The organism is Pseudoxanthomonas japonensis, from assembly GCF_043632995.1.
Classification (GTDB): domain Bacteria; phylum Pseudomonadota; class Gammaproteobacteria; order Xanthomonadales; family Xanthomonadaceae; genus Pseudoxanthomonas_A; species Pseudoxanthomonas_A japonensis.
Window position 1 is genome coordinate 387,479 of record NZ_CP171632.1, and the last position, 20,479, is coordinate 407,957.

18 protein-coding genes and 1 pseudogene are annotated in these 20,479 nt (G+C 68.6%); 11 read left to right on the forward strand and 8 right to left on the reverse strand.

All coding sequences use genetic code 11. The annotated features are described in order from the left end of the window. The first annotated feature begins 55 nt into the window (after positions 1-55). From ACGHX3_RS01690 to ACGHX3_RS01700, 3 genes are all read left to right on the forward strand, one after another. Positions 56-1,939, forward strand: a complete 1,884-nt coding sequence (locus ACGHX3_RS01690) for a sigma-54-dependent Fis family transcriptional regulator (RefSeq protein WP_394696173.1) — start codon at positions 56-58, stop codon at positions 1,937-1,939. Between the two features lie 15 nt (positions 1,940-1,954). Next, positions 1,955-2,341 (forward strand): DUF1801 domain-containing protein, encoded by a 387-nt coding sequence (locus ACGHX3_RS01695; RefSeq protein ID WP_394696174.1) that lies wholly within the window; start codon positions 1,955-1,957, stop codon positions 2,339-2,341. A 124-nt stretch (positions 2,342-2,465) separates the two neighbouring features. Further along, on the forward strand, positions 2,466-3,581 hold the full coding sequence (locus ACGHX3_RS01700) for an alpha/beta hydrolase (protein WP_313928400.1): 1,116 nt from the start codon (positions 2,466-2,468) through the stop codon (positions 3,579-3,581). A gap of 6 nt (positions 3,582-3,587) precedes the next feature. On the opposite strand, the gene ACGHX3_RS01705 is transcribed toward ACGHX3_RS01700, so the two are convergent. Together ACGHX3_RS01705 and ACGHX3_RS01710 are read right to left on the reverse strand one after the other, a co-directional pair. Next, entirely contained in the window at positions 3,588-6,281 is a 2,694-nt protein-coding gene (locus ACGHX3_RS01705; RefSeq protein WP_394696175.1) for an EAL domain-containing protein, read from the reverse strand. A gap of 213 nt (positions 6,282-6,494) precedes the next feature. Beyond that, positions 6,495-7,313 (reverse strand): CHAD domain-containing protein, encoded by an 819-nt coding sequence (locus ACGHX3_RS01710; protein WP_394696176.1) that lies wholly within the window; start codon positions 7,311-7,313, stop codon positions 6,495-6,497. 159 nt (positions 7,314-7,472) lie between these two features. Between ACGHX3_RS01710 and ACGHX3_RS01715 the strand changes: the two genes are divergently transcribed. Together ACGHX3_RS01715 and ACGHX3_RS01720 are read left to right on the forward strand one after the other, a co-directional pair. After that, complete coding sequence (locus tag ACGHX3_RS01715; protein ID WP_162337721.1) at positions 7,473-7,751, forward strand: hypothetical protein; 279 nt, start codon at positions 7,473-7,475, stop codon at positions 7,749-7,751. A gap of 83 nt (positions 7,752-7,834) precedes the next feature. After that, positions 7,835-8,830, forward strand: a complete 996-nt coding sequence (locus ACGHX3_RS01720; RefSeq protein ID WP_394696177.1) for an alpha/beta hydrolase family protein — start codon at positions 7,835-7,837, stop codon at positions 8,828-8,830. Between the two features lies 1 nt (position 8,831). On the opposite strand, the gene ACGHX3_RS01725 is transcribed toward ACGHX3_RS01720, so the two are convergent. From ACGHX3_RS01725 to ACGHX3_RS01735, 3 genes are all read right to left on the reverse strand, one after another. Further along, positions 8,832-9,182 (reverse strand): VOC family protein, encoded by a 351-nt coding sequence (locus tag ACGHX3_RS01725; RefSeq protein WP_394696178.1) that lies wholly within the window; start codon positions 9,180-9,182, stop codon positions 8,832-8,834. Between the two features lie 70 nt (positions 9,183-9,252). Continuing rightward, a complete protein-coding gene (locus ACGHX3_RS01730) occupies positions 9,253-9,960 on the reverse strand; it encodes a helix-turn-helix domain-containing protein (RefSeq protein ID WP_394696179.1) in 708 nt (235 codons plus the stop codon). A 9-nt stretch (positions 9,961-9,969) separates the two neighbouring features. Then, the gene (locus ACGHX3_RS01735; protein WP_213604451.1) at positions 9,970-10,938 is read right to left on the reverse strand and encodes a LysR family transcriptional regulator; all 969 of its coding nucleotides are present in this window, start codon (positions 10,936-10,938) and stop codon (positions 9,970-9,972) included. A gap of 110 nt (positions 10,939-11,048) precedes the next feature. Between ACGHX3_RS01735 and aceB the strand changes: the two genes are divergently transcribed. Next, on the forward strand, positions 11,049-12,680 hold the full coding sequence (gene aceB, locus ACGHX3_RS01740) for a malate synthase A (protein ID WP_394696180.1): 1,632 nt from the start codon (positions 11,049-11,051) through the stop codon (positions 12,678-12,680). Positions 12,681-12,732: 52 nt separating this feature from the next. Beyond that, positions 12,733-14,067 carry an isocitrate lyase gene (gene aceA, locus ACGHX3_RS01745; protein WP_394696181.1) on the forward strand — a complete coding sequence of 445 codons (1,335 nt, stop codon included), beginning with the start codon at positions 12,733-12,735 and terminating at the stop codon, positions 14,065-14,067. Between the two features lie 75 nt (positions 14,068-14,142). Here aceA and ACGHX3_RS01750 read toward each other — a convergent pair whose 3' ends face one another. Beyond that, the gene (locus tag ACGHX3_RS01750) at positions 14,143-16,206 is read right to left on the reverse strand and encodes a S9 family peptidase (RefSeq protein WP_394696182.1); all 2,064 of its coding nucleotides are present in this window, start codon (positions 16,204-16,206) and stop codon (positions 14,143-14,145) included. Positions 16,207-16,318: 112 nt separating this feature from the next. Here ACGHX3_RS01750 and ACGHX3_RS01755 point away from each other — a divergent pair, with 112 nt between their 5' ends. Beyond that, the gene (locus ACGHX3_RS01755; RefSeq protein WP_394696183.1) at positions 16,319-16,786 is read left to right on the forward strand and encodes a hypothetical protein; all 468 of its coding nucleotides are present in this window, start codon (positions 16,319-16,321) and stop codon (positions 16,784-16,786) included. Positions 16,787-16,877: 91 nt separating this feature from the next. After that, positions 16,878-17,345, forward strand: coding sequence for a hypothetical protein (locus ACGHX3_RS01760; RefSeq protein ID WP_394696184.1), 468 nt, complete (start codon positions 16,878-16,880; stop codon positions 17,343-17,345). 41 nt (positions 17,346-17,386) lie between these two features. Here ACGHX3_RS01760 and ACGHX3_RS01765 read toward each other — a convergent pair whose 3' ends face one another. Continuing rightward, positions 17,387-18,895 (reverse strand): YifB family Mg chelatase-like AAA ATPase, encoded by a 1,509-nt coding sequence (locus ACGHX3_RS01765; RefSeq protein WP_394697216.1) that lies wholly within the window; start codon positions 18,893-18,895, stop codon positions 17,387-17,389. Continuing rightward, positions 18,893-19,169: pseudogene (locus ACGHX3_RS01770) on the reverse strand (accessory factor UbiK family protein); the annotation flags it as partial. The gene ACGHX3_RS01765 and the pseudogene ACGHX3_RS01770, both read right to left, overlap by 3 nt. Before the next feature lie 188 nt (positions 19,170-19,357). Between ACGHX3_RS01770 and ACGHX3_RS01775 the strand changes: the two are divergent. Next, positions 19,358-19,696 carry a P-II family nitrogen regulator gene (locus ACGHX3_RS01775; RefSeq protein ID WP_162337711.1) on the forward strand — a complete coding sequence of 113 codons (339 nt, stop codon included), beginning with the start codon at positions 19,358-19,360 and terminating at the stop codon, positions 19,694-19,696. 30 nt (positions 19,697-19,726) lie between these two features. Beyond that, positions 19,727-20,416, forward strand: a complete 690-nt coding sequence (locus ACGHX3_RS01780) for a hypothetical protein (RefSeq protein WP_394696185.1) — start codon at positions 19,727-19,729, stop codon at positions 20,414-20,416. The last annotated feature ends 63 nt before the right edge of the window (positions 20,417-20,479 follow it).

The window sequence follows — 20,479 nt, forward strand, 5'->3', positions numbered from 1 at the left end:
ACAGCGGGCGGTCGGGCTGTCGCAGAATGCGACACATCGCCGGCGGGACAGGACGATGGCACGTACGCAGGCATCCCCGGGCAACGACACCCTCCTCGAGGCGCGGCGTGCGTTCTTCGAAGCGGGCCGCTCGCCGGTCGGCCAGGTGCCCGGCGCCATCCTGCAGTCGTGGCGCCGCTGCCGTGGCCTGGGCCTGGCCGCGAACGCGCGTCCGGCGATCGAGCCCATCGATGCGCCGAGCCTGCGCGCGATGCGTGAGCAGCACGAGCGCCTGTGGCGGCTGGCGCGGGCCGAAGTGGAAATGCTCGCCGCCGACGCCACCAGCACCGGCAGCATCGCCATCCTCACCGATGCCGATGGCTGGATCCTGGATGCCGAAGGGAGCGATGCCTTCCTCGACAAGGCCGGGCGCGTGGCGCTGATGCCGGGCGCCTGCTGGAGCGAAGCGCGCGTGGGCACCAACGCCATCGGCACGGCGATCGCGGATGGCCATGCGGTGGAAGTGCGCGGTGCCGAGCACTACGCCGCGCCGCACCGCATCCTCAATTGCGCCGCCGCGCCGATCTTCGATCCCTACGGCCGCATGGTCGGCGTACTCGACATCTCCGGCGATGCCGCGGTCGCGCAGGTGCATGCGCTCGGACTCGCGCAACTGGCGGTGGCCCACATCGAGCATCGCTACTTCGACGAAGGCATCGTCGATGCCGACCTGCTGCGCGTGCACAGCAACCGCGCGCTGCTGGGTACCGCCCGCGAGGGCTTGCTCGCCTTCCGCAACGGGCGGCTGGTCGCCGCCAACCGGGTGGGCCTGTCGCTGTTCGGGCTGGAGCGCGGCGACCTGGGACGCGCCCCGTACGAGGCGTTGTTCGATGGCGCGGTCTCGCGGCTGCGCGCCGACGGCGCGGTGCACGACCGTACCGGTCGCGTGCTGTACGGCCACGTGGACGAACCCACGCGCACCCGCCGCGCACGCGCGGCGTCGCCGATCACGGTCTCGCCGGCGGTCGCGGGAGCAGAGGCCGATGCGCCGCTGTTCGACGACGCCCAGCATGCCGAATTGGAGCGGGCGCGCCGCGTGCTGGACGCGGGCATCCCGGTGCTGGTGCTGGGCGAAACGGGCACGGGCAAGGAGGTGTTCTCGCGCGAACTGCACCGGCGTTGCGCGCGTGCCGGGCGGCCGTTCGTGGCGGTCAATTGCGCCGCGTTGCCGGAAGGGCTGATCGAGGCGGAACTGTTCGGCTACGAGAGCGGCGCCTTTACCGGCGCGCGCAAGGACGGCAACGCGGGCCTGTTGCGCCAGGCCGAGGGCGGCGTGCTGTTCCTCGACGAGATCGGCGACATGCCGATGGCGCTGCAACCGCGCCTGCTGCGCGTGCTGCAGGACCGCGAACTGTCGCCGCTGGGTGGCGGCAAGCCGGTGAAGCTGGATTTCGCCCTGGTCTGCGCGACCCATCGCCACCTGGAAGACGCGGTCGCCGAGGGTCGCTTCCGCGCGGACCTGTACTACCGCATCTCGCACCACACCGTCGCGCTGCCGCCGCTGCGCGACGCCACCGACCGCGAGGCGCGCGTGCAGACGCTCTGGCAGCGCATCGGGCAGGGTCGCCGCCTGACGACGGCGGCGCAGGACACGCTGTCGCGCTACGCGTGGCCGGGCAACCTGCGCCAGCTGGTCGCCAGCCTGCGCACGCTCGCGGCGCTCAGCGAGCCCGGCAGCGAGATCGACGTGGGCGCGCTGCCGGCCTACCTGCGCACGTCGCTGCCGCCGACCGTCGCCGCCGCTCCGCCGGCAGATGCCGATCTCGATACGATCACCCTGTCGAGCATGCGCGCCGCCGTGGACGCCTGCGGCGGCAACATCGCGCATGCGGCCCGCCGCCTGGGCATCAGCCGCAGCACGCTGTACCGCCGGCTGGGTGCAGGCCTGCGTGGCCGCTGAGCAGGACGTCCGGACATGCCGCGTTCGCCGACCGACGATGTCGATGCGTTCCTCGCCGCGCTTCCACCATCGCAGCAGGCCTGCGTGCGGCGCCTGCGCGCCGTGATCCTGGCGGCCGATCCCCGCATCGGCGAGGCCATCAAGTGGAACGCGCCCAGCTTCCATGTCGAGGGCCGCCACTTCGCGACGATGCAGCTGCGCCGGGCCGACCGCATGCTGCTGGTGCTGCACCTGGGTGCGGGCAAGCGCGCGCTGGCGGATGGCGCCATCGCCGATCCGCAGCGGCAGCTGGCATGGCTGGGCGCGGATCGCGCGACGTGGTCGTTCGCGGGGCGCGAGGACGTCGAGGCGCGGGCCGCCGGCCTGCAGGACCTGCTGCGGCAATGGATGGCGCACATCTGAACACCGTTCCGTTCACGCCACCGGCACCGACGACATGACCGGCGCCACACGCGGCACGACCATCGACACACGCCCGTGACGGTCGTGGCGGCGACACTGGTCCTCCGCCACTGGAGCCGTGCCGATGAAAACCGCCTTCTCCCCGTTGCTGCTGCTCGCGCTGTCGTGCGCGCCGCATCCGGGCCATGCGCAGGACACGTGCCCCGACCGCAGCGCGTACGCGCCGGCGCGCGAGATCGTCGCCGACCTGCAACGCATCACCGCGCCGGCAGGCGTGCAGGAAGACTATGCCGTCGAGATCGGCGGCATCCGCCAGTGGGTGAACGTCCGCGGGCAGGACCGCGACAACCCGATGGTGCTGTTCGTGCATGGCGGGCCGGCGTCGCCGGTCATCCCCACCTTGTGGCAGTTCCAGCGCCCGCTGGAGGAATATTTCACCGTCGTGAACTACGACCAGCGCGGTGCAGGGAAGACGCTGCTGCTGAACCCGCGGGATGCTGTCGCCGATACCCTGCACGTGCAGCGCTACGTGGACGATGCGATCGCGCTCGCCCAGCACCTGCGCACCCGCTACCACAAGCGCAAGCTGGTGCTGATGGCGCACAGCTGGGGCACGGTGGTGGCGATGCACGCCGCCCTGCAGCGGCCGGACCTGTTTGACGCCTATGTCGGCATCGGCCAGGTGATCAACGTACGCACCAACGAACAGGTGAGCTTCGACTACGGCCTGCGCACCGCGCGCGGGAAGGGCAATGCCGAGGCGGTGCGCGAGATGGAATCGATCGCGCCGTATCCCGGCGACCAGCCGATCACGCGCGAGCGCATCGTCATCGCGCGCAAGTGGCCGCAGTTCTACGGCGGACTGAGTGCCTACCGGTCGGACTCGATGTACTTCTTCCGGGGACCGCGGCTATCGCCCGACTATGACGATGCGGCGCGCTGCGCGATCGACGCAGGCAGCGTGTTCACGCTCGGCCGGCTGCTGGACGAATTCCTGCAGGTGGACTTCACCGGCGTGAAGGACTTCCCCATTCCGGTGGTGATGTTCATGGGCCGGCACGACTACACCACGCCGTCCGAACCCACCGCCGCATGGCTGGCGCAGGTGCGCGCCCCGTACAAGCAGGGCGTCTGGTTCGAGCACTCCGCCCACATGATCCCGTGGGAAGAGCCGGGTAAGACGCTGGTCAGCCTGCTGGAGTACGTGCGGCCACGCACGCTCGAGCGGCCGGCGGAGTAATCCGCCTCAGCGCACCACCGCCAGCCGGCGCGGCGGTGGCTCCTCGCGCTGGAACAGCACGCGTTCGGGGCGGTGCAGGGCGTAGCCCTGGCCGTAGTCCACGCCGAGCGAGCGCAGCGCGTCGCAGATCTTCGGGCTGGCGACCCACTCGGCGACGACCTTCAGGCCGCGCTGGTGGCCGATCTGCGCGATGGCGCTGACGATGGTGCGGCTCATCGGGTCGGTTTCGAGGTCGCGGATGAAGCTGCCGTCGATCTTGATCAGGTCCGCCGGCAGGTTCTTCAGGTAGCCGAACGAGGACATGCCAGCGCCGAAATCGTCCAGTGCGATGCGGCAACCCACCCGGCGCAGGCGTTCGATCACGCTCACCACCTTCAGCAGGTTGCGCACGGCGACCGTCTCGGTGATCTCGAAGCACAGCGCCTGCGGCGGCACCGCGTACTCGGTGATGCGGGCGAGGATGAAATCGGCCAGGCCTTCGTCCTCGATGCTGGCGCCGGACAGGTTGATCGCGCAGGTGCCCAGGCGCATGCCCGAATGGTGCAGCCCGGCGAAGTGGGCGAGCGCGTTGCGGATCACCCAGCGGTCGATCGCCGGCATCAGGCCGTAGCGTTCGGCGGCGGGCAGGAAGGCGCCCGGCAGCACGATGCCGCCCTCCTCGTCGCGCAGGCGCAGCAGCAGTTCGATGCTGGTGGCGGTGTCGCGGCCGTCGAGCGGCACGATCTCCTGGTAATCCAGCAGCAGGCGGTCCTGTTCCATCGCCCAGCGCAGGCGGTTGGCCCATTCCATCTCGCCGTGCCGGCGCGTGGTCTCGTTGTCCTCGTGGTACATGTGCACGCGGTTGCGGCCATTCTCCTTGGCCAGGTAGCAGGCGGTGTCCGCCCACGCCAGCAGGTCCTTCAGTGTCGGCTCCTGCTGGTCGACCACCACCACGCCGATGCTGGCGCTGACGGTGTAGGTGCGGTCCTGCCAGACGAACATCAGCGCCTCGATGCGCTCGCGCAGCCGTTCGGCCAGCGCGCGTGCGCCGTCGGCGTCCATGTGGAAGGCCATCAGGCCGAACTCGTCGCCGCCCAGCCGGGCGAGCACGTCGCCGCCGCGCAGCTGCTGGCGCATGGCCAGCGCGAGCTGCGCGAGCAACTGGTCGCCGGCCATGTGGCCGGAGACGTCGTTGATCAGCTTGAACTGGTCCAGGTCGATGTAGAGCAGCGCGCATGGATCGCACATCGTGCGGCCCTTGCGTTCGTCGAGCGCCTCTTCCACGCGTCGCTCGAACTCGCGCCGGTTGCACAGTTCGGTCAACGCATCATGGGTGGCCTGGTAGCTCAGCCGCTCGGTCAGTTCGCGCTGCTCGGAGATGTCGGTCGCCACCATCAGCAGGTGCGGTGCGCCGTCCATGTCGACCTGGGCGATGGACGCATTCGCCCAGAACGCGCCGCCACCCGGGCTCAACAGCACCGCCTCCAGGTTGCCCCAGTCGTTGCCGATGGTGGACGCGTCGCGGGCGCGCGCCTGCAGTTGCGGGTCGGAAAACAGGGCCGACAGCGGCAGCCCGGTGGTGTCGCCCAGGCGCAGGCGCGCGGCCTGGTTGACGTAGACGATGCGCCCGTCGCGCGCGTCGGCCAGCAGCACCAGCGCAGGCAGCAGTTCGTTCAGCGCACGGAAGCGCAGTTCGCTCTCGCGGTAGCGTTGGCTCATCTGCTGGCCCAGCACCATCGCGCGCCGCCGCGTCGTGGTCAGCGACCATGCCAGCGCCGCCAGCAACAGGCTGATGACGCCACCGCCGGCCACGATTGCCTGCAGGCGCCCGGCGTCCAGCGGCTGCGGACGCGGCTGCATCTCCAGGCGCCATTGGCGACCGCCGAAATCCAGCCGGCGCACCTGCACCGGCTGGTCCGCCGCGGCCGCGGTGGCGGAGTCGTAGAACGGATGCGCGTCGGCGGTGGCGTCGTAGATGCGCACGCGGAAGCCGTCCAGCACCGCGCCCGCCATCGCCGTTTCGACCAGCGGCTGCAGGCGGATGCCGATGGCCAGTGCACCGATCTCGCGCGCGCGGCGCTGGTTCGGCGTGGCCGGCGTCGGGCCGTCGGAATACACCGGCAAGCGAAGCGTCACGCCCAACGGATTCTGGCCGGACGGCGTGGTCTGCCGCAGCGCGAACGGCGAGGAGATCACCACGGTGTCGGTGTCGCGGGCACGCAGCAGCGCGGCCAGGTTCGCTTTCTGTCCCACCATGTCGAAGCCGATCAGCGAGGTGTTGGCCTGGTAGGGGGCGACGAATTCGTAGCGGTACGACACGTGGTCGGCCAGCGGCTGGCCCGCCGGCATGCGGCGCGCGAACGCCACGGAGGTGTAGGCGCCGGGTGCGAGCGGGCTGCGCAGGCTGGCGTGGTACTGGCTGAAACGCGCCTGGTCCATCTGGTCGTTGGCCAGGTACAGGGTCTGCATGGCGCGCAGCATCGACGCTGCCTGTTCCAGCGGCACGCGCAACTGGGAGGTGCCGGCATCGGCCAGTGCGCGGTGGGCTTCTTCGGCACGCTCCTGCAGGTCGCGCCATTCGCGCTGGGCCACGACCGCGGTGCATGCCAGGCCCAGCAGCAGGACAGCCGCCGCCCAGGCGCGCGGCGACAGGCCGGCGCGGCGGGGGGGCGGAGCCGGCAATGCCAGGGCATCGCCGGGAAGGGCGGGGGTGGAATCCACCTGGGCCTAGATCCTGCGTGAGGGAAGGGCGAGCCGACGGGCGCCGATCCGGAGGGGAAGCAGGCTTCGTGCCAGACGGGCCGCGCCCCGGGAACCGGATCTGCGGCCTCTCCGCCGGCCCCGAAGCCGGCCCGAAGGACCGTCAGTGTCACTATCGGCCCCTGTGTGACGTTCTTGACGCACCGGGGCGCGCAACGGCGCGCGCCGGAACGCTCAGGCCAGGGGCTGGATGGGGGACGGTGTCCGGGCCAGGCGGAGGGGGACGGACCGGGAGGGTGGCCGGGCCTGCTCGAGGGCTTCCAGTGCCTGCGACAGCAGCGCCAGGTCCTGCAGGACGCCGAGCTGGTCGACCAGCCGGGAGACATGGCGAAGGCTCACGCCGCCCCGACCGGCCAGGCCGGGACGCACGTGGAGCTTGCGCAACGCACTCAGCTGCATGCGCAGCCGTCGCGAACGCCGGCGCCACTCATGCAGGTCATCGACGGCGCCCGATGCGAGCGCCGTGGCCTGGGCCCGCGCCTGCCGGCGTACCGAGCGCTCGAGCGCCTCGCGCAGGTCGCTGCCGCGGAGCCGCTGCCAGGGCAGTTGTTGCAGCCGTTCGGCCTGCCGGTGCGCCTGTGCCTGCCGACGCACGAAGCCGGGATCCGCGCGCAGGGCGTCGGCGAGCCGCTGCCGCTGGCGTTCGGCCAGCAACGGCCGCAAGGCGTCCCATGTGGCGCGTTCGCCGGCATCGTCCGTCTCGTCCGCCACCTGCCGGGCCGTCTCCATCACGACCTGCCCGTCGCGCAGGGCGGACAGGTCCCGTGCCAGTGCACGCAGTTCATCGTCGATCGCATCGACCGCGTCCCTGCCGAGCACGCGCCGGCCCATCGCGAGCAGGGAGCGCAGCCGGCGGACGCTCTTGCGGGCCTCGTGCACGCCCGTCGGGTCGACGGGGGCGATCGCCAGTGCCGCGGCCAGCGCTCCGGCATCGCCGGCCGCGAGCGCGGCGGCGCGTTCGCCGGTACAGGAGGCGTCGGCGCGGGGGCACATGGGCAGGCTCCACGGGCGGGAGAGTCGACAGTCTACGTCCGGGCACCGCCGCGGCCGGCACCTCCACTGGCTGAATGCGTGCCGCCCGTCGGCTCGCGACGCCCTTGGCGGTGCGCGCGGGAAAAGGTATAAATCGTTTATACGATTTCAAGGTGCGCCGTGGCCAAGTCCCGCAAGACGCGTGGTGCCGCAGATATGGACGAGGCCAAGGCCGCGGCGCCGGCCCGGCTGGTCCGCGACAGTTTCACCATGCCGGCCGAGGATTTCGCCCTGGTCGATGTGCTGAAGGCACGCGGGCTGCAGGTGCAGCGGCCGGTGAAGAAGAGCGAGCTGTTGCGCGCCGGCCTGCATGCCCTGTCCGGCCTGTCGCCGCAGGCGCTGGCGAAGGCGCTGGATGCGCTGGCGCCGGTCAAGGCCGGTCGTCCGAAGAAGAAGTAGAGGCCGCGCCCACGCGACGGCCGTGTTGTCCCGTCCATGCGCTGTCGGGCGCGTGGGATTCCCCAGTTACGGATGTGGTGTCGATGAACGTTGCCGCCTTCTTCCGCCGCCATCGCGTGGCGGTCCTGCTGTCCCTGTTGCTGCTGGCGCCGATGCTGGTGGCGTCGTCGCATGTGCGTATGGGCGGCGATGCCGGCTTCGAGATGCACGCGGGTTACCGCGTGCAGGACCTGGACTGGGTGGATCCCGCCCGCGGCCGCGCCGTGCCGGTAAAACTGTTCTGGCCGGACGCGGCGCGCACGGGCAAGGTGCCGCTGGTGGTGTTCTCACACGGCATCGGCAGCGCGCGCGATGGCTACACCTACCTGGGCCACTACTGGGCGAAGCACGGCATCGCCAGCCTCCATGTGCAGCATGTCGGCAGCGACCGTGCGTTGTGGCAGGGCAATCCGTTCGGGCTGGTGTCGCGCTTCCAGCACGCCGCCAGCGAGGAAGAAGCCGTCGCCCGCGTGCGCGACCAGCGCTTCGCGCTCGACCGGGTGCTGGCCGGCGAGTGGGGCCAGCACGTTGATCGTGCGCGCATCGTCGCCGCCGGCCATTCCTATGGCGCCAACACCACGCTGATGTCGGCCGGTGCGCGCGTGGTGCGCGACGGCAAGGCGATCCAACTGCGCGATCCGCGTTTCGGCGCCGCCATCGTGATCTCCGCGCCGCCGTTCTACGGCGACGACGACTTCCGCCCGATCCTCGCCGGCATCACCATGCCCACGCTGCACGTCACCACGGCCGACGACATCATCCGCATCCCCGGTTTCGGCTCGGGCGTGGAGGACCGGCTGAAGGTGTTCGATGCCATCGGCGGCGCGCACAAGGTGCTGGCGGTGTATCGCCACGGCACCCACAACGTGTTCACCGACCACCGCTACTTCGATTCGCGCGAGGTCAGCGAGCAGGTCAAGCAGGCGACAGCGTCGTTGTCGCTGGCCTTCATCGACACGGCGTACGGTGGTTCATCCGCGGAGCTCGCGCAATGGCGCTCGGGCCACCGCGCGTTGCTGGCCCGCTACGACGCGCGCTGACTCAGGTCGTCGACCAGACGGCAAGTTCGTAACCGTCGGGATCGGTGAACTGGAAGCGGCGTCCGCCGGGGAAGGCGAAGATCGGCTTGGTGATGCGGCCGCCGGCCTTCTCGACCTGCGCCAGGCTGTCTTCCAGCGCGGTCGAATACAGCACCACCAGCGCGCCGCCTGGCTGCGGCGTGCCGTGCGCGAAGCCGCCGGTCAGCCGGCCGTCGCGGAATTCGCAGTAGTCCGGGCCGTAGTCCTGGAACGTCCAGCCGAATGCGTCGCCATAGAAGGCCTTCGAAGCGGCGATTGAGGCGACGTTGAACTCGAGGTAGTCGATGCGGTGATGGTGTTCGGCGGTGCTCATGGCAGGTGTCCGTGGAAGAGGCCGACAGTCTGCGCGAGTCCATCAGCCCTGTCTTGGCGAAATCGGACCGTCAGCGCGCGACCTGCGCCAGCAGCTGTGTCGGCGTCAGGCCTGTTAGCCGTCGCGCGTCGCCGGCGAGCTGGGCGGCGTCGTAGTAGCCGGCATCGAGCGCTGCGTCCACGACGCTGGCGGAGGCGTGCGTTGATTGCAGGAATCGCTGCAGCCGCAGGATGCGGGCCAGCAGCTTCGGTCCGTAACCGAACGCGTCGTCGCACCGGCGCAACAGGGTGCGTTCGGTGAGGCCGAGGTCGCGCGCGAGGTGCGCGACCGAATCGGGCTGCGCTCGTGCCAGTCGTGCATGCACGACCTGCATCGTGTCCGTGCCTGACGGCGTGTCGGCCAGTATCCGGTCGGCGAGCCAGCCCATCGCATCGGTGCGGGCCGCCATCCGGTCGGCCAGCGTCGCAAGGCGGGAAACGCCGAGATCCCGCAGCTCCACGCGCTGGTCGGCGAGCACATGCAGTGGCACGCCCAGCCAGTGTGCGGCCACCGCGGGCGCAAAGCGCAGCCCCTGCACGCGCTGGCCGGGGCAGATGCGGGCGTACTGCGCGCGCGTGTCCGGCCCCGCGATGCTCAGCCGCGTGCCGTCCCACAGCAGGTCGACGCAGGCATCCGGCAGCACCAGCGCAGGCATCGCCTGCGCGCCCTGCAGATAGTCCCAGCGACACAGCAGGGCTTGGCCAGCCGCGAAATCGTGTTGTCGGTAACGGCCGCTCATGAAGGGGCGTCAGCGCTCGGAGTGTCCGCTCTCATCGTAATCGCGACGCTCGAACAGGTGCGGCTGGATCAGTTCGATGAACGCACGTGCCTGTGGCGACAGGAACTTGCCCTTGCGCACCACCACGCCGTAGCTGCGCGACGGGAACCACTGCGCCAGCGAACGTGCGGCCAACCGGTCGCGGTCGCTGTCGGTCAGGCAGATCGAGGCGATGATCGAGATGCCCATGCCCATGCTGACGTACTGCTTGATGACCTCCCAGCCGCCGACTTCCAGCGCGACCGTGTACGGCACGCGCGCCTGCTGGAACACCAGGTCGACCAGGCGGTAGGTGATCAGGCGCTTCGGCGGCAGGATCAGGCCGTAAGGTGAGAGGTCCTCCAGGCGCAGGTCGCGCTTCTTCGCCAGCGGATGCTCCGGCGGCGTGATCAGCATCGGCTCGAAGCGGTAGACCGGCGCGTAGCTGAGATCGGCGGGCACATCGAGCACGGAGCCCACCGCCAGGTCCACCGCGTCCGAGCGCAGCAGGTCGGTGCCGTCGGCGGTGGCGGCGTTGTGCAGGGTCAGCTTCACGTCCGGGTGCTGCTGGCGGAAGTGCTCCACGATCTTCGGCAGCAGGTAGAGAATGGTCGAACTGTTGGCGGCCACGTTCAGCTCGCCGGCTTCCAGCCCGCTGACCTTCTCGCGGAAGGTCGCGTCCAGTCCGTCCAAGCCCGCCACCAGCGGCTGGGCCAGTTCGTACAGCACCTGCCCCTCGCGGCTGGGGGTCAGCCGGCGGCCGCTGCGCTCGAACAGGGTGACCCCCAGGTCCCGTTCCAGCGCCTGCAGCTGCAGCGTGATGGCTGGTTGGCTGACAAAAAGTGCCTCGGCCGCCCGCGATACCGACCCCAGCCGCACCGTCTGGCAGAAGGCGCGCAGCGGCTTCAGGCGGTCGGATTTGTAGGGAAATCGCGGGGTTGGCGCTTCTTTAGAACTCACGATCTAGTCAACTATAAGCAGAGCTTATTTAGTGCATTGACAAAACTGTTTTGTCAAATAATTCGAGCCGAGAGCACTGTGCGTCTCCAGCAAGTCGCCAGGAGACCCCCATGTCCGCTCCCGCTTTCGCCCTGCCGCCGCGCGATGCACGCGCCGACCGCCCCACCCCCGGCATCGCCCTGACCGCCCGCCTGGCGGACCAGGACGTACTGCTGCCGCCCGGTGCGCTGGCGTTGCTGGTCTCGCTGCACCGTGCGATCGAACCGGAGCGCCAGGCCCGGCTGCGGGCCCGCCGCGAGCGCCAGGCGGTCTTCGACGCCGGCGGACTGCCGGACTTCCGCGACGACACCCGTGCGATCCGCGACGGCGACTGGACCGTGGCCCCGGTCCCGAACGCGCTGCAGGACCGCCGCGTCGAGATCACCGGCCCGGTCGATCCGAAGATGGTCATCAACGCGCTGAATTCCGGCGCGAAGGTGTTCATGGCCGACTTCGAGGATTCCACCTCGCCGACCTGGCAGAACCTGCTGACCGGCCAGCGCGCGCTGACCGACGCCGTGCGCGGCGACCTGCAGTTCACCAGCGAGAACGGCAAGCACTACACGCTGAAACCGCAGGACGAGCAGGCCGTGCTGCTGGTGCGCCCGCGCGGCTGGCACCTGGACGAGAAGCACGTGCTGATCGATGGCGCACCGATCGCCGGCGGCCTGTTCGACGTCGCCGTGTTCGCCTGGCACAACGCCCGCGCGCTGCAGGCGAAGGACCGCGGCCCGTACTTCTACTTGCCCAAGCTGCAGAGCATGGAAGAGGCGGCACTGTGGGAAACCGCGCTGTCGCACATCGAGGCCGCGCTGGGCCTGCCGCACGGACAGATGAAGGTCACCGTGCTGATCGAGACGCTGCCCGCCGTGTTCGAGATGCACGAGATCCTGCATGCGCTGCGCGAGCGCATCGTCGGCCTGAACTGCGGACGCTGGGACTACATCTTTTCCTACCTGAAGACCTTCCGTCGCCACGCCGACAAGGTGCTGCCGGAGCGCGGCCAGGTGACGATGACGCAGCCGTTCCTGAAGGCCTATTCGGAACTGCTGATCCAGACCTGCCACCGCCGCGGCGCGCACGCGATGGGCGGCATGGCGGCGCAGATCCCGATCAACAACGACGAAGCGGCGAACGAACAGGCGCTGGCCCGTGTGCGCGCCGACAAGCTGCGCGAAGTCACCGCTGGCCACGACGGCACCTGGGTCGCCCATCCGGCGCTGATCCCGGTGGCAATGAACATTTTCGACGAGCACATGCCGCAGACCAACCAGCGCGGCGTGCTGCGCGAGGACGTGGCGGTCACGCGTGATGACCTGATCCGACCGTCCACCGGCACCATCACGCGCGCCGGCTTCGAAGGCAACGTCGAAGTCTGCGTGCGCTACCTGGCCGCGTGGCTGGACGGCAACGGCTGCGTGCCGATCCACTGGCTGATGGAAGACGCCGCGACCGCCGAGATCTCGCGCACGCAGATCTGGCAATGGCTGCACACGCCGGACGTGCACCTGTGCGACGGCACCCAGATCGACTACGCGCTGCTGCAACGCACGCTGGCCGCGTTGCCCGCGAAGCTGGGCGACCACTCGCGCCTGCCGGGCGGCGAGCGCATCTCCGAAGCCATCGCCCTGCTCGACCACCTGAGCCGCGCCGACGAGCTGGCCGACTTCCTGACCCTGCCCGCGTACGACCGCATCGATTGATCCATCGACCGATCACCCCCACCACGACGCCCCACGACGAAGAGAGCCCGCCATGAGCACCAAGCAACAGCAGATCGACGCCATCCAGAACGACTGGGACAACAACCCGCGATGGAACGGTATCAAGCGCGACTACGCCGCCGCCGACGTCGTCCGCCTGCGCGGCAGCCTGCAGCCGGAGCACACCCTGGCCAAGCGCGGCGCGGAGAAGCTGTGGAAGCTCGTCAACGGCGAGGCGAAGAAAGGCTACGTCAACGCCTTCGGCGCGATCAGCGCGGGCCAGGCGATGCAGCAGGCCAAGGCCGGCCTGGAAGCCGTCTACCTGTCCGGCTGGCAGGTCGCCGCCGACGGCAACACCTCCGAGACCATGTATCCCGACCAGTCGCTGTACGCATACGACTCGGTGCCGACCATGGTCCGCCGCATCAACAACACCTTCCAGCGCGCCGACGAGATCCAGTGGAAGAACATCTGCGACGGCAAGGCCGACGAGAAGGACGCGATCGACTTCTTCCTGCCCATCGTCGCCGACGGCGAGGCCGGTTTCGGCGGCGTGCTGAACGCCTACGAGCTGATGAAGAACATGATCATCGCCGGCGCCGCCGGCGTGCACTTCGAAGACCAGCTGGCCGCCGTGAAGAAGTGCGGCCACATGGGCGGCAAGGTGCTGGTGCCGACGCAGGAAGCCGTGCAGAAGCTGCAGGCCGCGCGCCTGGCCGCCGACGTGCTGGGCGTGCCGACCATCGTGCTGGCGCGCACCGACGCCGAAGCCGCCAACCTGCTGACCTCGGACTTCGATGCCAACGACCAGCCCTTCGTCACCGGCCAGCGCACGGCGGAAGGCTTCTACCGGGTGAAGAACGGCCTGGAGCAGGCGATCAGCCGCGGCGTCGCGTATGCGCCGTACGCCGACCTGGTGTGGTGCGAGACCGGCACGCCGGACATCGGCTTCGCGCGCGAGTTCGCCCAGGCCGTGCACGCCAAGCACCCGGGCAAGCTGCTGTCGTACAACTGCTCGCCCAGCTTCAACTGGAAGAAGAACCTGGACGACGCGCAGATTGCCCGCTTCCAGGACGAGCTGTCGGCGCTGGGCTACAAGTACCAGTTCATCACCCTGGCCGGCATCCACATCAACTGGTTCAACACCTTCAAGTTCGCCCACGACTACGCCCGCGGCGAAGGCATGAAGCACTACGTCGAACAGGTGCAGGAAGCCGAGTTCGCCGCGCGCGAGAAGGGCTACACCTTCGTCTCGCACCAGCAGGAAGTGGGCGCCGGCTACTTCGACGACGTCACCACCGTCATCCAGGGTGGCAGCTCCAGCGTCACCGCGCTGAAGGGCTCGACCGAGGAGGAGCAGTTCTACGAGAAGGAAAAGGCGGCCTGACCGCTGTTGCAGGGATGCAGGAAAAAGAAACGCCGGCTTGCGCCGGCGTTTCTTCGTTGCAGGGAAGCTGAGGGCTTACTTCTTCACTTCCTGCGTGTGGCGCTTCAACGCCTCCGACAGGCCGAGGACGCCATCGGCGCCGGTCGGCACGCTGATGCTGGAGCCCTTGAGATCGTTGCCGATCGGCTCGGCACGGCCACCGAGGCACTGGGCGAGGAAACCTTCGGCCACGGCGTTGAACGCCTTGCTGTTCTCGGGCCGTGCGAACCCATGGCCTTCGTCGGGGAACAGCACGTAGGTCACCGGGATCTTCTTCGCCGTCATCGCCTTGACGATCTGGTCGCTCTCGTCCTGCTTCACGCGTGGATCGTTGGCGCCCTGGCCGATCAGCAGCGGCTTCTTGATCTGGTCGGCGCGGGTCAGCGGCGAGCGCTCGGTCAGCCACGCCTTGCCGGCGTCGGTGCGCGGATCGCCCATGCGCTTGGCGAGCTGCTCGAAGAAGCTGGCCCAGTACGGCGGCACGGTGCTGAGCAAGGTGTTGAGGTTGGACGGGCCGACGATGTCCACGCCGCAGGCGAACGTATCCGGCGTGAACGTCAGGCCGGCCAGCGTGGCGTAGCCACCGTAGCTGCCGCCCATGATGGCGACCTTGTCCTCGGTGGTGACGCCCTGCTTGACCGCCCACTGCACGGCATCGATCAGGTCGTCGTGCATCTTGCCGGCCCATTCGCCATTGCCGGCATTGGTGAAGTCCTTGCCGAAGCCGGTGGAACCGCGGAAGTTGACCGACAGCACCGCGTAGCCGCGGTTGGCCAGCCACTGGTTGTAGCCGCCGTAGCCGTAGGAATCGCGCGCCCACGGGCCGCCGTGCACCAGCAGCACCAGCGGCACCGGCGCATCGGCCTTGCCGTCGTTGTCCGCGTCGGCACTGCGCGGCAGGGTCAGGTAGCTCACCAGCGTCTTGTCGTCGCGCGAAGTGATCTCCACCGGCCATTGCGGCACCAGCGGCTTGCCTTCCAGCTTCGGGCGCGCGGAGAACAGCTTGGTCAGCGTGCCGGCCGGGCGGTCGTAGCGGTAATACACCAGCGGCGCTTCGGCTGCCGAGTACGCGACGATCCAGGTCTTGTCATCGAGCGTGCGCGTGTTGACCGATACGTCGCCGGGTCCGATGGATTCGAGCTTCTCGAGGTCGGCGTGGATCGACGGATCGACCACTTTCCACTCGTCGCGCAGGTAGTCCACGGACACGGCCTGCACCTTGCCCGTCTTCGGATCGGCCAACGTGCCGCCGACGTCTGCGCGGGCATCTTCCAGCACCAGCGTGCGCTTGCCGCTGGCCACATCCACCGCGAACAGGGCGGAGGTGTTGCGGCCGCGCGAATCGGTGAAGTACAGCGTCTGGCCGTCCAGTGTCAGGCCGCCGGGGCTGGTGGTCAGCCCATCCTCGAACGGAATGTCCTCGACCTTCTCCCAGCCGCCGGAGCCGCTGCGCTTCAGCACGTCGGCGCCGCCATCCGGGCGCGAGCGCGTGGCGTAACGCAACTGGTAGTCAGCATCGGCGATGTAGCCACCGATCTCGGATTCGTTCTTTTCCAGCAGCGTGCGCTGCCCGCTGGCCAGGTCGACCTTGTAGATGTCGTGCCACTTGGTATCGCGGTCGTTCATGCCGACCAGGATCGTGCCGGGATGTTTCGGGCTGACGCCGGCCACCTGCGCGGTGGTCTTCGGGAACGGCGTCAGGTCCTTGGCCTGCCCGGTCTTCAGGTCCACCGCATACAGGTGGAAGTCCTCGTCGCCGCCGCTGTCGCGCAGGTACAACAGGGTGTCGGGGTTGTACGACCAGAAATAGCTGCGGATGCCCCGCGCCTTGTCCTGCGTGACCGCCTTCGCCTGTGCGGGGTTGTCCGCGGGAGCGACCCAGACGTTCAGCACGCCATCGACGGCGGCGACCCAGCTGAGGTACTTGCCGTCGGGGCTGAGCTGCACGTTGGCACGCTCGGGATTGCCGAACAGCGCGTCGCGCGCGATCAGCTCGGTACCGGCGATGCGATCGGCGGCCGTGGGAGCGGCATGTGCAGGCTGGCAGGCCGCGACGATGGCGGACAGCAGGGCGATGGCAGGCGTAGGAGTCGGACGCATGGAGAACCTCGCAGGCGGGAAGTGGAAGAGTTCTTGAAGGACCGGCGGCACTGGACGCAGAGGGGTACAGTCGATAATGTCACGACAGGATCGGCAAAGTCAGGAGTGGGAAATGCGCAAGTGGCTCGTCATGCTCGCCTTCGTAGTCGGTCCACCGGCGTGGGGCAACAATGCGCATCCGAACATGGATGCGCAGGCTATCCTCAAGCAGCAACAGGAGATCCGTGCGGAACTGGACAAGCCGGCGGGCCGGTTCAAGCATCTCTCGTCCGATAAACGGGAAAGCGTGTTTGCCAGCCAAGGAGCGGTCGCGTCCCTGCTCGACGGCAAGCAATCCATGAACGACCTCAAGGAAGCCGACCGCATCGTGGTCTTCAACGCGCTTGAGAACATCGAGGGCATCCTCAACCAGGCCGAAGACGATCGCATGATCTGCGAGAGGACGAAGCCGGTGGGTAGTAACCGTCCGAAGACCGTATGCATGACGGTAGCCGAGCGTCGCGCAGTGCGTGAACAATCTCAGCGCGATGTGAGCAACCGTACCCAGAGCTGCTTCAAGGGTCAGGACAACTGCATCTGATGCACTGATAAATGCCTGGTCGGCAGGGTGCAGGTACCTTTGCCTTCCCGCGAGGGGTGACCGGGCATCCTTCCTAACCTGGGGAAAAGCCATGACTCTTCGCCTCCAAATCGTTGCCGTTGCCATCTGTCTGCTGGCCAGCCTCACGGTGGTACGAGCGGCAGAGTCTTTACCGGACATCCGGCAACAGCAAGAACGGGTCCGAGACGATCTGGCCGCTGGCGAACTGGTGCTGGAAGCGAGCAAGCGTCAGGTTGTCGATAAAGAACAACGTGTTGTGTTCGCCCTGATTGACGGCAAGAGCAGCCTCGGGGAGCTCAGCCCTGCCCAGCGCGTCAGCTTGAGGAATGCATTGGAGACGATCAATGCGGCGCTGTCCGGAACTGCCGGGGCCGAGGAGGATCGTGAGGTTTGCTGGCAGGAAAAACGTACGGGAAGCAAGCTGGTGACGACTGTCTGCGGCACCGTGCGTGAACGTCAGCAGGCAAAGGAGGGTGCACGCGATTATTTGCAGCGCCCACGTCTGTGCGCGCCCCCGGGGTGCGGCGCCTCACCCTAACCCTTTTGCCGATAGCGCGGACGATTCGGCGCCTGCGCTGGTTACGGATCGCCTCTTGCAGGATCGGCAGAACGGTAACCTAGCGCTTCGGTGAGGTGCGGCGTGCGGATGGATTCGCTGTCCGCCAGGTCGGCGATGCTCCGCGCCACACGCAGGATGCGGTGCAGGCTGCGCGCGGAGAGTTGCAGGCGTTCGACCGCACGTTCGAGCAGCGCCTGGTCGCGCGCCGCCAGCCGGCAGTGCGCCATCGTCTCGGCCTGTCCCATGCGTGCATTCGGCCGGCCGCACCTCGCCTGCTGTCGTTCGCGTGCCGCGACCACGCGTGCCTGCACCGCCGCCGTGCCTTCGCCGTCCGGCGCATCGGGTCGCAGTTCGTGCGGCGGCAGGCGCGGGACGTGCACATGCAGGTCGATGCGGTCCAGCAAGGGCCCCGACAGTCGGCTCCGGTAGCGACGCACTACATCGGCGCCGCAGCGACAGCGTCCGCTGGGGTCGCCGGCCCAGCCGCAGGGGCATGGGTTCATGGCGGCTACCAGTTGGAAGCGTGCGGGGAACTCGGCGGTCCTCGCGGCACGCGAGACGGTGACCGTGCCGGATTCCAGCGGCTCGCGCAGCACCTCCAGCGCTGCACGGCTCCATTCGGGCAATTCGTCCATGAACAGCACGCCGTTGTGCGCGAGGGAGATTTCGCCGGGCCGCGGCTGCGCGCCGCCTCCGACCAGCGCCACCGCGCTCGCCGTGTGGTGGGGAGCCCGGTAAGGACGTTGCCGCCAGCGCGCAGGATCCAGCCCACGGCCGCTGACGGAGGCGATGGCGGCGCTCTCCATGGCTTCCGCGTCGCTGGCATCCGGCAGCAGGCCGGGAAGCCGCGACGCCAGCAGGGTCTTGCCGCAGCCGGGAGAGCCGATGAGAAGCAGGTGGTGGCCGCCTGCCGCAGCGACCTCGAGTGCCCGGCGTGCGTGCGCCTGCCCCCGGACGTCGGCCATGTCGGGAATGGAGGGCGGCAACGGCGGCGGCGCAACGGCGGGCGGCAGGATCTTGCGACCCTCCAGCAGCGCGCACACTTCCAGCAATGTGCGGCCGGTGCAGGCCTGTCCCTGTCGCGCGAGCGCCGCTTCCGCACCGCTGGGCTCGGGTACCACGAGGGTACGGCCGGCCGCGGCCACGGCCAGTGCCGCCGGCAGCACGCCATCCACGGCGCGCAGTTCACCCGTCAGGCTGAGCTCGCCGAGGAACTCGTACTCGGCCAGCGCTTCGCGACGGATCTGCCCGCTCGCTGCCAGGATGCCGAGGGCGATGGGCAGGTCGAAACGACCCCCATCCTTCGGCAAGTCCGCGGGCGCCAGGTTGACGGTGATGCGACGGGTAGGGAACTCGAACTGCGCGCAAAGGATCGCCGCACGGACGCGATCGCGCGCCTCGCGCACGGCGGCTTCGGGCAGGCCGACGATCTGCGTGGACGGCAGCCCGCCAGACAGATGCACTTCCACCCGCACCGGAGGCGCGGACACGCCCGCCCGTGCCCGGCTGTTCACCAGGGCCAGACTCATGGCGGCGGGGTCAGGACTGGGCGGGCTTGTCGGCCAGCTGGGCTTCCAGCGTGGCGACGGTGCGTTCCAGTGTTTCGAGCTTCTCGCGGGTGCGCAGCAGCACGGCCTGCTGCACGTCGAACTCCTCGCGGGTCACCAGGTCCAGCTTCGCCAGGCCTGCCTGCAGTGCGGACTTGAAGGTCTGCTGCAGTTCCTCCTGCGAGTCGCGCAGGCCGGGCGGCACCAGCTGGCTGAGGCGGCGGGCGAGGTCGTCGATGTGGTTGAGGTCGATCATGTCTGTTCTCCGGCAGTGCATCGAGCTTGCGAGGCCGACGCCGATACCGGCCATCGGGATTCGCTGCGCAGCGCTGTCGGGAAAATCCGGCGGCGAGGCGGCCATTGAACCGCGAGACGGCCCGCAGCCGCAACCGCACGCCGTCGCGTCGCGCTATCCTGCGGGCAGCATCGACGGGAGCACCCTGCATGAAAATGGTCATGGCGATCATCAAGCCGTTCAAGCTGGACGACGTGCGCGAAGCGCTGGCGGAATCCGGCGTGGCCGGCATCACCGTCACCGAAGTGAAAGGCTTCGGCCGGCAGAAGGGCCATACCGAGCTGTATCGCGGCGCGGAGTACGTGGTCGACTTCCTGCCGAAGGTGAAGCTGGAAGTCGCGGTGACCAACGACCAGGTCGAACAGGTCGTCGAGGCCATCGTGAAGGCGGCGGGCACCGGCAAGATCGGCGACGGCAAGGTCTTCGTCTACGACCTGGAGCGGGTGGTGCGCATCCGCACCGGCGAGCTCGACGCGGATGCGCTGTAGGCAGGGCGCGATCCGCACCGGGCGCTGACCATGAAGCATTCCGCTGCGCGTGGTCCCGGAACCTGGCGTGTGATTCCGTTGTTGCTCGCTTTCTTGCTGTCTTCGCCGCTCGCCCGCGCGGAACAGGATGTTCGCGCACCGGAACTGGCAATATTTGTTGGCAGATTGGCCGAAGTGCGGGAGCTGGACCTCGACTGTGGTCGAGGCTGCTGGAATTTCGATAGCGGCTATCGGCTCAGGTACTCGGTGCTGGAAGCGCTCAGTGGCGATGCCGGAAGTCACCAAGGAGGTTTCGATTTCTTCGGGCACTATGGCTTGCCATCATTCGCGCACTACGACACTGCACTGCTTTTCGTATTCAAGGACGACAAGACAAGCGTCATGGCGCGTTACCTGGCATTCCCGGTGACACGCACCAAGGATGGTGCCTGGGCTTTCTGCGGAGATCCCTATCCGGAAGACGTTTCCCGATCGAACAGGCCCTCCCTTCATCGCGTAGAGTTCGAGGCGCCTGTCGCGCCTTCAGGCGTGACGTCCGGGTATCGTGGCGATGCGTGGTGGCCCGGATGGAGCAAGCGGATGAAGCCGGGCCAGAAGCGTTGCCGAAAGGCGGCGCTGGCTCAGGACCTGGCAACTTACTTCCAGTCTCGCGCAGAACCCGGTTACAACCGGGTATTCCTGTTCGCGGATCCTGAAGAACAGGAGCCGCCGCACGAGTGACGATGCTGACTACGGTCTTGTCCAGACGATAAAAAAAGCCCCGCGATGCGGGGCTTCCTGATC